Consider the following 13,999-nt stretch of genomic DNA (forward strand, 5'->3'; position numbering starts at 1 on the left):
GCTAACGTTCAAAGGGATTATGCAATTATCAAGCCCCGCCCTGAAAATGTGGATAACTCGCATTGGGGAGGAACGGAATGTGGCTGTCCACAGACACTGTCCTCCCGGCCCCCACCCCCCTTGTCGAGAGGTACCCTCGAGCCGCCGCCCCGCGACCTGCCCCTCATGGCACTACCCCCGTTCCCTCCTGCGCTCCTCGGGGTCTCCGTGCACGCCAGGACGGCGTAAGGTCGTCCCATGACGGAAGAACGCACCACGTACCTCCTGGTGGACGGCGAGAACATCGACGCCACGCTCGGGGTCTCGGTCCTCGGCCGACGCCCCCAGCCCGACGAGCGTCCGCGCTGGAACAAGCTCCTCCACCATGCGGAGATGTCGTGGCAGCAGTCGGTGAAGGGCCTCTTCTTCCTCGCCGTGGAGGACAGCCTGCCTTCTGGCTTCGTCCAGGCGCTGATCGCCATGGGCTACAAGCCCGTTCCCCTGCGCGGCGAGGGCAAGGTCGTGGACATCGCGATCCAGCGCACCGCAGAGGCGCTGCTGACCCATCCAGCGGACGTCATGCTGGTCAGCCACGACAAGGACTTCGTCCCCCAGATGGAGGACCTGGCCGCGACGGCCGGGAGGCGCACCGCACTCGTCGGCTTCCGCGAGTTCATGGCAGCAGATCTCCAGGACATCCCAGGGATCGAGTTCCACGACCTCGAGTACGACGTCGCTGCGTTCACCAGCCGTCTGCCGCGGGTGCGGATCATCAACATCGACGAGTTCGATCCGCTCGAGTTCATCTGAGGCCCTGCGCCCACGTCCGGGCATGTCGCGGGCGGGGAGCGCACGAATGCACAGCTGCTCACGAGAGAGCCCTGCTCACATCCATCTGCTGCGCTTGAAGATCACGTAGAGCAGCACGCCGAGGGCGATCATCATCCCGATCGCCATCGGATAGCCGTATGCCCAGTGCAGCTCGGGCATGTCGTCGAAATTCATGCCGTAGATCGCGCCGATCAGGGTGGGGGCGAAGAGGATCGCGGCCCAGCCGGAGATCTTCTTCATGTCCTCGTTCTGGCGCTGCGCGACCAGGGTCGCGTTGACGTCGAGGATCTGGGAGAGGGCATCGCGCAGGTCCCGCACCCGCGATGCGGCCCGCTCCAGGTGGTCGCCGACGTCGTCGAGATAGGCCTGCAGCTCGCCAGCGATCTCGTACTTCCCGAATCCGGCCTGGAGATCGTCGATCACGTCGCGCAGCGAAGTGATCACCTGCTGCATGTCGATGACCTCCTGGCTGAGCCGGTAGATCCGCTCGGCGACCGCGGCGTCCCCGCTGAACACCTGCCGCTCGATCTGCTCCTGATCGACCCGGAGACCCTTCAGCACGGGGTCGTAGCCGTCGACGATCGTATCGAGCACCCGGTAGAGCACCGCCTCCGGGCCGAGCTCGAGGAGGTTGACGTCCTCGAGCACTGTGCGCTCCCGACGGGTCGAGGTCAGCGGATGCTCCTCGTCGAGCTGCGGCCCCGGGGTGCCGTCGATCCAGGTGCCGTCCTGGCAGAGCACCGCTACGGCGCCGGGTCGCAGCAGCAGGTGGAACTCTGAGAAGACGACCTCCTCCTGCTCGTCGAGGTAGCGGGCCGAGCGCACCACCAGGAACAGCACGTCACCGTAGCGTTCGAGCTTCGGGCGCTGGTGGGCATTGAGCAGATCCTCCAGCAGTAGGGGGTGGAGGTCCCAGGCCTCGCCGAGCTCCATCACCTGCTCGCGGTCGGGCCGGAGGTAGAAGAACATCACCATCCGGTCCGGGGCCGCGCGCGAGAAGGCCAGGGCATCGGCCAGCGAGTCCCCGTCAGGCTGGCGGCGGGGGACGCCCCCGGCGACGTAGCGGGTCGTCGGCGCGACGCCGCCGCTCGACGACGTGTCTCCAGCCGCCTGCTCACGGGCACGATCTGCGCGCCGGGTCCGAGCCGTGTCGTGTCCTCGCATGAACTTCTCTTCCTCGTCGTTCTTCCCTCGCACGGATCCCGTGCGTCAGTTCGGCAGCGCGAGCACGCCGGCCACGAAGCCGAGCACGTCGGCGATCACCTCATCGCGGTTCGTCTCGTTCAAGATCTCGTGCCGGGCGCCAGGGTAGGTCTTCACGAAGGTCCGCGGGCCACGCAGCGAGTTCAGGCCCTCCCAGCTGGCGGGGAGCGGCACCAGGCGGTCCGCCTCTCCGTGCAGGTAGAGCAGCGGATGCTCGCCCACGCTGCCGGCCTCCTCGATCGTGGCCATCTCCTGCTGCAGGCCCTCCAGGGTGGCGCGGAGGAAGTCGCCGTGCCACACCAGCGGGTCTGCGGCATAGGCCTCGCCGACGGCTGGGTCGCGGGAGAGGGTGCTGGGGTCGATCGGGGTCGACGGGATCTCGTCGAGCACGAGCAGCTCATCCACGGTGGCCCAGGAGCCGAGCACGGGGCCGGAGAGCACGGTCGCCGCCAGTGACTCCGCATGCAGCTGGGTGCAGCGGGCAGCGATCAGACCTCCCATCGAGTGACCGATCAGCACGACCGGGACTCCGGGGTGCTGGGCGGCCGCGTGCTGGATCACCCGGTGGAGATCGTCGACCACCGGCTCGAAGTCGCTGATCAGCACCCTCTGGCCGTCACTGCGGCCGTGACCGAGGTGGTCGGCGGCGTAGACCGCGGCGCCGGCGGACTGCAGCTGAGCAGCGATCCAGCCGTAGCGGCCCACATGTTCGCCGTAGCCGTGGGAGAGCACAGCGATCCAGCGCGGTGCAGGGTGGGCCCAGGCGCGGCCGACGAGAGCGCCGCCGTGACCGGCGAGGGTGAAGTCAGTGCTGGGGAGGTCGTCACTCATGGAGCCATGATGCCCCGTCATCGCGATCGGACGTCCGGATCCGTTCGATCATGGAACCCACCGGGTTCTTCTGTCCTGACAATAGCGACCCCTTCTGCCATATCCGCCGTATGCTGTGAGTCACATCTCTGGCGGAGGTTCTCATGAGCACGCATGCATCCGGTCCGTCCAGCAGTTCCGGTCCTGAGGGATCTCCGCGGCCGGTGGTGACGGTCTGGGAGGAGTACGGATCCGGGGCGGAAGCAATCGGACGCGCCATTGCCGAACAGCTGGGTCTTCCCTATCACGCACAGGCGTTCAGCTCCGAGGACATCGAGGCGGAGGGCGCACCGCCGCAGGACCAGTCCGCCATCGCGCAGACGATCCAGAGCCGGGTCAACCTCTCGCAGGTGCTCGCCGCGATGAGCGGCGCCTTCGGCGGCGGGGACGGGATGGAGTACATCGACGCGCAGCGCGACAAGCGGGAGCTCATCAACGACAACAACACCACCGTGCGCCGCTACGGCGAGGAGGGCGGCGTGATCGTCGGCCGCAACGCGACGAAGATCCTCGCTACCCGGCCCCGCACCCTGCACGTCCTGCTCACCGGTGATGTCGAGAGTCGGGTGGCACGCGCTGCAGAGCTGGCAGGGATCTCCCTGCAGCAGGCGGAGAAGCGTCGCAGCCAGGAGGACAAGGTGCGCGCCGAGATGTCCACGTCGCTCTACGGCTGGGATCCGCGGGACCCGGTGCACTATGACCTGATGATCAACACCGGGCGGATCCCCCAGGCCGCAGCGGTAGAGGCGATCATTCACGCCGTGAAGGCCACTGCCTGAGTCGGGCGAGCCGACGGGGATATGAAGAACCCCGGTTCATCACGATGAACCGGGGCAATTCCTGCGGTGCGCAAAGGGGGACTTGAACCCCCACGCCGTTTCCGGCACACGGACCTGAACCGTGCGCGTCTACCAATTCCGCCACTTGCGCATTCCTTCGGCACCAGGACCGTAGTCACCAAGACCGAAGATTCCACTAGGTTACCCCCGCGCCACCTTCAGCCCAAGCCGACGCCCCGCACAGTAACGAACGCCACGTCCTGGCGGGGCGGTCCCCCGATTCAGCGCATCGATTCCGCCTCGGCGAACGCATCCTCGATGTCCGACGGGTCGATCCGGCGGCGGGCCACGACGAAGTACAGCACCGTAGCCGCGAGCACCGCGGGGACGCCGACCAGCGCCGCGATCTGCATGCTCGGTCGCACGGTGACCGTGGCGAACACCGCGACGAGGCCCACCAGGCCGACGATCGCGCTGCCGACCCCGCCCGGCATGCGGAAGGTGGCGCCGGTGATGCGGCGCCGGCGGTACGCGATGAAGGTGCACAGGATGAGCGCCCAGACCAGGATCACGGCGAACACCACCAGGCTCATCATGTAGCCGAAGACGCCCCCCACACCGCTGAAGTTCAGCAGCGCCGCGCCGAGCAGTCCCAGCGAGCTCAAGGCGATGCCGACCACCGGGACCCGGTGCTTCGTGGTGCGGGCGGCGAAGCGGGGTGCCAGGCGGTCCACCGCCAAGGAGTGGATCATCCGGCTGCCGGCGTAGAGGTTGGCGTTCGCGGCCGACAGCGCCGCGATGAGCACCAGCAGGTTGGTGATGTGGGCGGCCCCGGGGATGCCGAGCTGGTCGAAGACCATCACGAACGGCGATGTGGCCACGTCATCGCCGGTGCCTGCGGCGGTGCGCCATGGCACCAGGCACAGCACGATCGCGATGCAGAACACATAGAAGAAGGCCAGGCGCACCACCGTGGTGCGGGCGGCGGTCTTGATCGAGCGGGCCGGGTCCTTGGCCTCCGCAGCGGTGATCGACAGCAGCTCGATCCCACCGAAGGAGAACATCACGACGGACAGGGCGACCCACACCGCCGCCCAGCCGTTCGGGGCGAAACCTCCGTCGGCCGTGAGCTGGGCGAGGCCGGGGGCGGGGGTGTCCGGCAGACCGAAGAGCACCAGCACCGCGCCGACCAGGATGAACGCGAAGACGGCGATCACCTTGATCGAGGACAGGAAGAACTCGACGATGCCGAAGGAGCCGACGCTTGCGAGGTTGATCGCGATGATCAGCGCGGCGAACAGCAGGATCCCGGCCCAGACCGGGATCGCCGGCACCCAGTAGGTGAGGTAGAAGGCGCAGGCCACCAGCTCCGCTCCGGTCACGCAGACCGTGACGATCCAGTACAGCCACCGCGTGAGATAGCCCCAGAACGGGGAGAGGTAGTGGGCGGCGAGGGTGCCGAAGCCGCCGCGCACGGGATGGCGGGAGGCCATCTCCCCCATCGCCAGCGCGATCGTGGCGGCGATCAGCGAGCCGAGCGCGAAGGAGACGATCACGGCGGGGCCAGCGATGCCGATCGCTTCGCCGGAGCCGAGGAAGAGGCCGGTGCCCAGCGCGGAGCCCATGGCGATCATGGCCATCTGGCCATGGCCGAGGGAGCGTGCGAGGGAGCCGCCGTGGTCTGGGGGAGTCGAGGAAGGAGTCGGCGTGGTGTTCACCCGCACGAGGATACGAGGCTCGCCTCGCCCGGGGTGGCATCAGAGGGGCCGGACGACGCCCAGCGTGATCGGGTTCCCGCTCGTATGCACCGCCGGGATCAGCGTGACCTGCGCGGAGGAGCCGGTCTCCGCGTCGGACGTGAGACGGCAGCTGACCGCGCCATCCTCGGTGACCGCACAGTCCTGGGTGACGCGGTCGACGCCCATGTCATTGACGGTCAGCTCGGCCCGGAGCTGGAGCGACTCCGGCTCCAGCGCGGTGATGTCGCCCTCGAACAGCCGCACGCCCGCGGTGTAGTCGATGAAGGATCCGGGCTCGGCGAGCTCGGCCTCGAGCGGGGCGGGGAGATCCTCGTGGGAGAGAAGGACGCCGGCGACCTCACCCTCGGAGCCCGTGCGGACCAGGCGCGCGGTGTAGGGAGCTTCCGCTCCGAGCACCTGGCAGCGGACCATCGGGACCGACGGGGAGAGATCGCCGTCGCAGGTGACGTCCTCGAACCGTGCGCCCTCGGCCGCGCCGGCGAGGCGCTCAGGGAGGTCTGCGAGATCGCCGGGGCCGCTGCTCGCGGCGAGATCCAGGCGCGAGTCCGCCTCCTGAGGAAGGGCGGGAGCCTCGTCGACGACCGGGTTCGGCTGAGGCGTCGGCTCCTCTGCTCCGGTACAGCCGGCGAGAGCGACGCACAGCGCCGCGGCGGCCAGGGGGACAACGGCGCGCAGGCGGCACATGGGTTCAGCCCTGGCCAGCCCGGTACTGGTCGATCGCGTCCTTGGCCTCTTTGAGGCCGGCGCCGGTGTGGATGCGGTAGGCCTTGATCGCCTGGATCGGCTTGCCCTCGGCGACCAGCCGCCGGGACTCCTCGGGGAGCCGCGGGCCCACCTGGTCGCGAAGGCGGAGCAGCTCGGCGTCGCTCACGCCGGCTCGCGCGCCGAGCTCGTCGACGAGGTTCTCGAGGCGACGGATATGCGCCTGGAGGGTCTCGATCTGCTTCTGCTGCTGTGCTGCACGTCCGAACATGCCCCGCAACCTATCCCGCGACCGGCGCTCGCGGGGCCGAAGTCCGCACCGGGATCGTCACCGCCGGCAGCACCAGGTGCACGATCGGGCCGATGCCGAGGGCGTAGACGACCGTCCCGATCCCCACCGGGCCGCCGAGCAGCCAGCCGACCCCCAGCACGGTCAGCTCGATCACGGCGCGCACCGGGCCGATGCGCAGCACCCAGCGGTGATGGATGCCCGTCATGAGCCCATCGCGCAGGCCCGGGCCGAGCTGAGCGCCGATGTACACGGCATCAGAGACGGCGTTGAGCAGGAGGCCCGCGAGCAGCATCGACAGCGCGGCGAGGACGCTCTCGGCGGGCGGCACCAGGTGGAGCGTGGCATCCATCGCGATGCCCACCCAGAGGGCGTTCGCGAGCGTGCCGATGCCGGGCCGCTGGCGCAGCGGGATCCAGAGCAGCAGCACGAGGAAGCTGGTGAGGATGGTGACGGTGCCGATGCTGAGACCCGTGCGCTCTGCCAGGGCGACCGACAGCACGTCCCAGGGCGCCGCGCCCCATCCTGCCCGCAGGATCAGGCCGATGCCGACACCGAAGCCGGTGAGGCCGGCGGCGAGGGTGAACAGGCGCAGAGGCAGGCGGTCCAGGCCGAGCTGGTCGCGCCGACTGGCTGTCCACGCGCGTCGCGGCACTCGTCGGCGAGGGACGGCTGGCGCCGGGGGCGAGGTTCCCCTCGGAGCGCCGACTGGCCGCTGAGCTGGGGTTCTCCCGGGGCACCGTCGTGCGCGGGTTGGACGCTGCCGGGGAGCGGGGCGTGCTGCGGACCCGTCAGGGCTCCGGGCGGACCGTGCTCGCCCCGTCGACTCCCGGACCGGTCGAGTCCCTCACCGCCCGGCCGGGCGCGCTGCCTCCCGGCACCGTGGACCTCCGGGCGACGGTGCTCCCACCACATCCGGATCTCGCCCGCACCGCAGCGGAGGCGGCCGCGCACCTCGCGGAGGATCCGGCCTGGGGCAGAGCCCCGGCCGACGGGATCCCCAAGCTCGTCGAGCAGATCTGCGCGTATTACGCACGCCGGGGCCTTCCCACCTCTCCGCGGCAGATCGTGGTCACCAGCGGGGCTGTGAGCGGTCTCCATCTCGCGGTGCGTTCCGTGACCGCGATGGGAGCGCAGGTGGGGACCGAGAACCCCGGCTATCCCAACACCGCCCGCGTGATCACGGCCTCCCGACGTCGCGCTGTGCCGATCGACGTTGCCGAGGACCATGCCGAGGCGCTGATCGGAGCGGTCGCCACCGGTCGGCTGTCCGCCGCCGTGCTCATCCCGGACTTCCACAACCCCACAGGCAGGCTGCTGGACGGTGAGGGGCGCGCGCGCCTGCTGCGCGCGGCGGCCCGCACGGGAACGCCGCTGATCATCGATGAGACCCTGTCAGGGATCAACTGGCGCGGCCTTCCTGCCCCGCCTCCGACGGCCGGCGGAGGAGCGAGCACCCTGCTGATCGGCTCGCTCTCGAAGTCGCTGTGGGCGGGGCTGCGCATCGGGTGGGTACGCACCTCCGAGGAGCTCGCGGATGCCCTCTCCCACCTGCGGCTGGGGGTGGACCTCGGGGTGCCGCCGCTCGAGCAGCACATCGCCGCCGGCCTGCTGCCCACGATGACGGCCGACGGGGTCCCGCACTGCCACGAGCACATCTCCGACTCCTGGGAGCTCGTCGCGACGACGCTCACCGAGCTCGAGGAGTGAGCCGCTCCTACTGCAGAGGTCGATGGATCAGAGCGAAGCTGACGGGGTCTCCGCTCGCGGAGAGCGTGGGATAGAGCTGGGCCTCGAAAGGCGCTGGGCTGTCGTCCTGGGTGCCGGTGCAGCGCACCCCGCTGTGACCGGTGCTCCCGCCGACGATCCCCTCGCAGGTCTCGAGAGTGTCGCTCACGCCCAGGCTCTCGAGCTCGGCCTGGACACGCTCGACCAGCCCGTCCTGCTCGAGCAGCGCCGGGTCGTCGAAGAACAGCGAGGTCGGGCCGTAATGCGCGCTGACCTCCGGGTCCATCACCATCTCGGCCTGGGCCCGGGAGAGCTCTCCGGCGACCACCAGGGAGTGGTCCTCCGTGCCGGCGGGGCCGCTGAGCACCGGATACGCCGTGACCACGTCCTGCGTGGAGGAGAGGGTGCAGCTCACCGAGGTCCCGCTGCCGCCCTGGAGGGTGCCCTCGCAGGTGACGTCCGTGGGCTCGGCCCCCGCGACGCCGGCCGCGATCTCGGCGAGTCGGTCCGGGGCGACCTCGCTCGAGGGAGCGTCATCGGTGGCCATCGGGGCAAGGCTCAGCACCGGGAACTCGCCGACCGGGGCGTAGCCCTCCGAGCGACCCTCGCCTGCGGTGGTCGGCTCAGCCTCCGCCGCTGCCGCGGTGCTGGTCTCGACCGGTGTCGCGGTGCTGTCGTCGGCTGCGTCGCCGCTGCAGCTGGACAGCGCGAGGGCCAGCGCGGCCGCGCCGATCGCCAGTGCCTTGAACGGTCGTCGGGTCGTGCGCATGCGTCCCCCTGTTGCTCGTGCGGTGCGGCGTCCCGGGCTGCTCGAGTCCCCCGCAGAACGTACCTCATGACAGAAAAGCGCCCCGCACCATTGCTGGTACGGGGCGCTTCTGACCGGCCCGAGAGCCGGAAGGCTGATCAGGCCTGCGCTGCAGCACCCTTCGCCGCGATGACCTGCACGAGCAGGTTCGCGAAGATGTCCTCGTGGAGACGGACGGTGGCCTTGTGCTCGCCGAGCGAGCGGATCGGGGCCAGGAACTCGACCGTGCGACGGTCGATGTCCTTGTCGAAGATCGCCTTGACGCCCTCGGCGACCTCCTTGGAGGAGACCGCACCGAAGAGACGGCCGTTCTGGCCGGCGCGCTCGGAGATGACGACGGGCTTCGACTCGAGCGAGGCCTTCAGAGACTGCGCCTCTTCGATGCTGGCGATCGCACGCTTGCCGCGGGCCGCACGGATCTGGTCGAGCTGACGCTGACCGCCCTTGGTCCACGGGGTCGCGAGACCGCGGGGCATGAGGAAGTTCCGGGCGTAGCCGTCCTTGACATCGACGATATCGCCGGCGGCTCCGAGACCCGAGACCTCATTGGTGAGAATGAGCTTGGTGGTCATATTTTTCCCTTCCTCGCTCAGCGACCGGAGGTCGAGTACGGCAGGAGAGCGATCTCGCGGGCGTTCTTCACGGCCCGTGCGATCTTGCGCTGCTCCTGGACGGACACGCCGGTGACGCGGCGGGCGCGGATCTTTCCGCGGTCGGAGACGAACTTGCGCAGCAGCGCAGCGTCCTTGTAGTCGACGGTGTCGACTCCCGCGGCCTTCAGCGGGTTCTGCTTCTTCTTCGGGGGACGAAGTGAGGGCTTGGCCATCGTGGTGCTCCTTCTTTCTGAGGGGAGCCCGGGCATGCACCCGGGATGGAATGGATCAGTATCGTGCGTCGATCGCCGAGGCGATCAGAAGGGAGGGTCGTCGTACCCGCCCTGGTTGCCGCCGCCGGCCCAGGGGTCAGCAGCCGGGGCGCCCTGCGGCGCGCCCTGCGGGGCGTTGTTGTAACCGCCCTGACCTCCCTGATTACCGCCGTAGCCACCCTGGCCACCGCCCTGCGGGGCACCGCCGCCGAAGTTTCCACGGCCGCCGCCCCCACCGCCGCCGCCGCGCTGGACCTTGTTGGCCTTCGCGGTGGCGTACTTGAGGGAGGGACCGATCTCGTCGACGTCCAGCTCGATGCTGGTGCGGTTGTTGCCCTCACGGTCGGTGAAGGAGCGCTGCTTGAGACGCCCCTGCGCGACGACGCGGGAGCCCTTCTCGAGCGATTCGGCCACATTCTCTGCGGCGTCGCGCCAGATGGAGCAGCGCATGAACAGCGCCTCGCCGTCCTTCCACTCATTCGACTGACGGTCGAAGGTGCGGGGGGTGGACGCGATGGTGAACGACGCGACCGCTACGCCGGACTGCGTGAAACGCAGCTCGGGGTCGGCGGTCAGGTTGCCGATCACCGTGATGACGGTGTCATTCGCCATGGGGGCTCCTCTGCTCCAGGATGGGGTGGGGTGGTGCGGGGGTCAGCGACCGGAGGTCACTTGGCGTCGGCGCTCGGGGCGTCTTCGCTGGGGGCCTCGCTGCTGGGGGCCTCGTCGCTGGAGGTCTCGTCCTTGCTGGCGGCCTTGTCGGCGCGCGGAGCCTTGACCTTGTCGTCCAGACGCATGACCTTGGTGCGCATGATCGACTCGTTGAGCCCGAGCTGACGATCCAGCTCCTGCGCGGTCGATGCCTTGGCGGTGAAGTTGAGGACGATGTAGATGCCCTCGGACTTCTTGTCGATCTCGTAGGCGAACTTCCGCTTGCCCCAGACGTCGACGTTGTCGATGACGCCGCCCTCGGTCGGAATGACCTGGACGAGCTTCTCGAAAGTTGCGGTGACGGTCCGTTCATCGACGGACGGGTCGAGGATGACGACCATTTCGTACTTACGCATGTTCTTGTACCCACCTCCTGTGGTCTCTACGGCCACGGTATTTCCGTGGCAGGAGGGTTCATGCCGCCCGCTGGCGCATCGGCGATGCGCATCACGGACCGGCCCAGCCTACCTGCGGGCTGGGCCATCGGCCAGAGGGGGCCGACGGGTGCGCGGCGCATCACAGGTGTGACGCCTCAGCTGCGGGGCCACCTCAGCTGCGAGGCGGTCGACCCATCGCCTTGCGGACCCGGGCGTACCAGCCCCCCGTGCTGATCCCGCCGGCGATCCCGCCGCCGGCGACCACCCCGGCGGTGCGCCCCTGCAGCTGCGTCCCGCAGCGGTCGCAGAGCTTCCGTCCGGTGATCGAGGTGTACGCCTTGCCACGGATCTTCCTGCTGCACTGTTCGCATCGCATGACCCGATGGTGCCACCTCAGGAGTCGCGATTACCACCGCGGCCGCTGGTCCCCGACGTCGTGCCGGGGACCGCCTCGACCACGTCGTTCTTGCCGGAGTTCCCGCCGCCGCGACCGGCGCTGGCATCTCCGCCGCCCTGCGTCTCGTTCGTCGGACTTTCGGTGGGCTTCGTGTTCTCGTCGTCTTTGTCGGGCTTGGTGGTCGGATCCGCCGGCTTCTCGCTGGGCTCCTCGGACGGTTCCTCGGAGGGCTCCTCGCTGGGCTCTTCCGACGGCTCTTCCGACGGTTCCTCAGAAGGCTCTTCCGAGGGTTCCTCCGACGGCTCCTCCGTCGGTGCCGGCTCCGGCGCCTTGGTGGTGGGCGGCGGGGGCGGAGGCGTGTAGCTGCGCTCGCGGGTCTCGTTGTCCAGCGTGACCTCCTCGGGGAAGTCGAGCACCTCCTGGCCCTCGAGCGAGGGCGCCATGATGTCGCCCCAGATGTCGGTGGGGAAGGCACCGCCGGTCATATTCTTGGCACCGCCGAAGGGGGTGAGAGCCTCCTCGGAGCCATCCTCTCCCGGCTGGAACATTCCCACCGCAGTGACCAGCTGCGGGGTGAAGCCCACGAACCAGGCGGAACGGAACTTCTCGGAGGTACCGGTCTTTCCTGCCACCGGTCGACCGTCCATGGTGTCCTGCAGCGAGCGTGCGGAGCCCAGCGTGGGAGGACCCTGCAGGGCGACGGTCGCGTTGATCGCCACCTCCTCGTCCATCGCCTGGGTGTCCGTGGACTCGTGCTGATAGCGCGAGGAGCCGTCGGGTCGGGTCACGGACTCGACGATGAAGGCGTCCCGGTGCACCCCGCCCGCAGCGATGGTCGCGTAGACCTCAGCCATCTCCACCACGGTCGGCGAGGCGGAACCCAGCACGTTCGAGGGCTCGGCGTTCAGTCCTGGAGTGCCCTCGGGCAGGCCCAGCGCGATCGCCGTATCCATGGTCCGCTGCGGGCCGACCTCGATGTTCGCCTCCGCATAGGCCGAGTTGATCGAGTTGGTGGTCGCCTTCTCGAGGGTCACCCGGCCGTAGTCGGTGTCGTTGAAGTTGTTGACCTCCCAGCCGCCGGGGACATCGGGGAACTCCTTCGGGGAGTTGCCGTCCCAGCGCGAATCCAGCGGGAAGCCATCCTCGAGCGCGGCGATCAGCGTGAAGGTCTTGAAGATCGACCCGGCCTGCATCCGGGACTGGGTGGCGTCGTTCTGCGCCTGCGCGACGTAGTCCGGCCCGCCGTACATGCCGCGGATCGCTCCGTTCGACGGGTCGAGGGTCACGGTGCCGACGCGGTTGTTCTCCGGCCGGTCCTCCGGCAGGTTCTCGACGGCCTGGACGGTGTTGTTCTGGATCGTCGGGTCGATCGTGGAGATGATCGTGAACCCGCCGGTGTTGATCTCGTCCTCGGTGAAGCCCGCCTCGATCAGCTCGCCCCGCACCTGCGCCAGGAGGTAGCCCTTGGTGCCTCCGAGCGAGTTCTCGTTCTTGGGCTCGATGGTCTCGGGGAAGGTGAGCGCGTCACCCTCCGCGGCGGTCAGCTGGCCCTCGTTGACCTGCCGGGTGATCACGCGGTCCCAGAGGCGCGTGGCCTCCTCGGGGTTGTTCGCGGGATCGTAGGACGAGGGGGCGGGGATCACGGCCACCAGCAGCGCCGCATCAGCCTCGGTCATCTCGGAGGCGTCCTTGCCGAAGTAGGCCTGCGAGGCCTCCTGCACGCCGTAGGCGCCGCGGCCGAAGTAGATGGTGTTGAGGTAGCGGGAGAGGATCTCGTCCTTCGACAGCTCCTGGTCGATCTTCAAGGCCATGATCGCTTCCTTGGCCTTGCCCACATAGGACGTCTCGGTGCCGGTGTAGTACCGCTCGACGTACTGCATGGTGATGGTCGATCCGCCCTGCCGGGCGCCGCCCTGGAGGTTGTTGACCATGGCGCGCACGATGCCGCGCGGCGAGACGCCGCGGTTCTCGTAGAAGCTCGAGTCCTCGCTGGCCACCACGGCCTGCTTGAGGCTCTCCGGGATCTCATCGGCTGGCAGCTCGGTGCGGTTCACCTCGCTGAACTGGCCCATCTCGGTCTCACCGTCGGCGAAGTAGACGCGGGAGGTCTGGGCCAGGGCGAAGTCCGAGGGCTCGGGCACCTCGGTGTCGTTGTACAGCCAGACGGCGAAGCCGAGCCCGGCCAGCACCATCAGCGCCATCGCGCCGACGATCATGCGCAGCGAGGGGATCCAGCGCCAGGGGTTCTTGGCCCCTGCGCGCGGATAGTTCAGGAAGTTGGTGGCTGCGGCCTTCTTCGCGCGGCCCTTGCCTCCGGAACTCTTGCGGGCTCCGGCCGCGGCGGCCGCGGCAGTGCCGGCATGGCGCGCGTTGACCGAGGTGCGGCGGGTCGGAGCGCTCGCTCCTGCACTGGTCTGGGCACCGGCGCCGTGCTTGGCACCGGCGCTGTTCTTCGCCGAGGAGGTGCGGGAGCTGCCCTTGGCCGCAGCGGCCTCGGAGGCGGAGCTGCGGCCGGTGCGGCTGGCTCCCTTGCCCTCGGAGCCCTTCGCAGCGCCTGCTGCGGGCGACTTGGCGGGCTTGGCGCCGGACGTCGAGGAGGATGCGCGGCGTACACCGGCTGCGCGGCGTGCACCACCGCCCGCCGAGTTCTTCGACGAGCCGCGGGACGAGCGTCGGGAATCGCTCATGACTGCTCCTGGT

The 13,999-nt window shown here is 69.2% G+C and carries 15 protein-coding genes, 1 tRNA gene and 2 pseudogenes; 4 read left to right on the forward strand and 14 right to left on the reverse strand.

The window, feature by feature from the left end:
• Positions 1–237 precede the first annotated feature (237 nt).
• Complete coding sequence (locus ABD893_RS02115; protein ID WP_345075875.1) at positions 238–789, forward strand: NYN domain-containing protein; 552 nt, start codon at positions 238–240, stop codon at positions 787–789.
• Between the two features lie 75 nt (positions 790–864).
• On the opposite strand, the gene ABD893_RS02120 is transcribed toward ABD893_RS02115, so the two are convergent.
• Together ABD893_RS02120 and ABD893_RS02125 are read right to left on the reverse strand one after the other, a co-directional pair.
• On the reverse strand, positions 865–1,974 hold the full coding sequence (locus ABD893_RS02120; RefSeq protein WP_345075876.1) for a magnesium and cobalt transport protein CorA: 1,110 nt from the start codon (positions 1,972–1,974) through the stop codon (positions 865–867).
• A 45-nt stretch (positions 1,975–2,019) separates the two neighbouring features.
• Entirely contained in the window at positions 2,020–2,844 is an 825-nt protein-coding gene (locus tag ABD893_RS02125) for an alpha/beta hydrolase (protein WP_345075877.1), read from the reverse strand.
• A gap of 143 nt (positions 2,845–2,987) precedes the next feature.
• On the opposite strand from ABD893_RS02125, the gene ABD893_RS02130 reads away from it, so the two are divergent.
• Positions 2,988–3,662 (forward strand): cytidylate kinase-like family protein, encoded by a 675-nt coding sequence (locus ABD893_RS02130; RefSeq protein ID WP_345075879.1) that lies wholly within the window; start codon positions 2,988–2,990, stop codon positions 3,660–3,662.
• 67 nt (positions 3,663–3,729) lie between these two features.
• Here the strand turns inward: ABD893_RS02130 and ABD893_RS02135 are convergent.
• The 5 genes from ABD893_RS02135 to yczE form a co-directional block, all read right to left on the reverse strand.
• Positions 3,730–3,813, reverse strand: a tRNA-Leu gene (locus ABD893_RS02135).
• A gap of 130 nt (positions 3,814–3,943) precedes the next feature.
• Positions 3,944–5,380: an amino acid permease gene (locus ABD893_RS02140; protein WP_345075880.1), complete on the reverse strand. Its 1,437-nt coding sequence runs from the start codon at positions 5,378–5,380 to the stop codon at positions 3,944–3,946.
• A 39-nt stretch (positions 5,381–5,419) separates the two neighbouring features.
• Positions 5,420–6,106 carry a hypothetical protein gene (locus ABD893_RS02145; RefSeq protein ID WP_345075881.1) on the reverse strand — a complete coding sequence of 229 codons (687 nt, stop codon included), beginning with the start codon at positions 6,104–6,106 and terminating at the stop codon, positions 5,420–5,422.
• Positions 6,107–6,110: 4 nt separating this feature from the next.
• Positions 6,111–6,395 carry a hypothetical protein gene (locus ABD893_RS02150; protein WP_345075882.1) on the reverse strand — a complete coding sequence of 95 codons (285 nt, stop codon included), beginning with the start codon at positions 6,393–6,395 and terminating at the stop codon, positions 6,111–6,113.
• A gap of 10 nt (positions 6,396–6,405) precedes the next feature.
• On the reverse strand, positions 6,406–7,068 hold the full coding sequence (gene yczE / locus ABD893_RS02155) for a membrane protein YczE (protein WP_345075883.1): 663 nt from the start codon (positions 7,066–7,068) through the stop codon (positions 6,406–6,408).
• A 53-nt stretch (positions 7,069–7,121) separates the two neighbouring features.
• Here yczE and ABD893_RS17070 point away from each other — a divergent pair.
• Both ABD893_RS17070 and ABD893_RS02160 read left to right on the forward strand, forming a co-directional pair.
• Positions 7,122–7,166 (forward strand): annotated as a pseudogene (locus ABD893_RS17070) (hypothetical protein); the annotation flags it as partial.
• A 24-nt stretch (positions 7,167–7,190) separates the two neighbouring features.
• Complete coding sequence (locus ABD893_RS02160) at positions 7,191–8,123, forward strand: aminotransferase class I/II-fold pyridoxal phosphate-dependent enzyme (protein ID WP_345075884.1); 933 nt, start codon at positions 7,191–7,193, stop codon at positions 8,121–8,123.
• A gap of 7 nt (positions 8,124–8,130) precedes the next feature.
• Here the strand turns inward: ABD893_RS02160 and ABD893_RS02165 are convergent, their stop codons facing one another.
• The 7 genes and pseudogenes from ABD893_RS02165 to ABD893_RS02195 all read right to left on the reverse strand — a co-directional run bounded on the left by ABD893_RS02165 (position 8,131) and on the right by ABD893_RS02195 (position 13,986).
• Positions 8,131–8,910 carry a hypothetical protein gene (locus ABD893_RS02165; protein WP_345075885.1) on the reverse strand — a complete coding sequence of 260 codons (780 nt, stop codon included), beginning with the start codon at positions 8,908–8,910 and terminating at the stop codon, positions 8,131–8,133.
• 137 nt (positions 8,911–9,047) lie between these two features.
• Entirely contained in the window at positions 9,048–9,521 is a 474-nt protein-coding gene (rplI, locus tag ABD893_RS02170; RefSeq protein WP_345075886.1) for a 50S ribosomal protein L9, read from the reverse strand.
• A gap of 17 nt (positions 9,522–9,538) precedes the next feature.
• Complete coding sequence (gene rpsR, locus ABD893_RS02175; RefSeq protein WP_299302026.1) at positions 9,539–9,775, reverse strand: 30S ribosomal protein S18; 237 nt, start codon at positions 9,773–9,775, stop codon at positions 9,539–9,541.
• An 84-nt stretch (positions 9,776–9,859) separates the two neighbouring features.
• The gene (locus tag ABD893_RS02180; RefSeq protein ID WP_345075887.1) at positions 9,860–10,426 is read right to left on the reverse strand and encodes a single-stranded DNA-binding protein; all 567 of its coding nucleotides are present in this window, start codon (positions 10,424–10,426) and stop codon (positions 9,860–9,862) included.
• Positions 10,427–10,593: 167 nt separating this feature from the next.
• Positions 10,594–10,881, reverse strand: a pseudogene (rpsF, locus tag ABD893_RS02185) (30S ribosomal protein S6); the annotation flags it as partial.
• Positions 10,882–11,074: 193 nt separating this feature from the next.
• The gene (locus ABD893_RS02190) at positions 11,075–11,278 is read right to left on the reverse strand and encodes a hypothetical protein (RefSeq protein ID WP_345075888.1); all 204 of its coding nucleotides are present in this window, start codon (positions 11,276–11,278) and stop codon (positions 11,075–11,077) included.
• A gap of 17 nt (positions 11,279–11,295) precedes the next feature.
• Positions 11,296–13,986, reverse strand: a complete 2,691-nt coding sequence (locus ABD893_RS02195; RefSeq protein ID WP_345075889.1) for a transglycosylase domain-containing protein — start codon at positions 13,984–13,986, stop codon at positions 11,296–11,298.
• Positions 13,987–13,999: the final 13 nt, after the last annotated feature.

This window comes from Brachybacterium paraconglomeratum (genome assembly GCF_039541415.1).
In the GTDB taxonomy this organism is placed as follows: domain Bacteria; phylum Actinomycetota; class Actinomycetes; order Actinomycetales; family Dermabacteraceae; genus Brachybacterium; species Brachybacterium paraconglomeratum_A.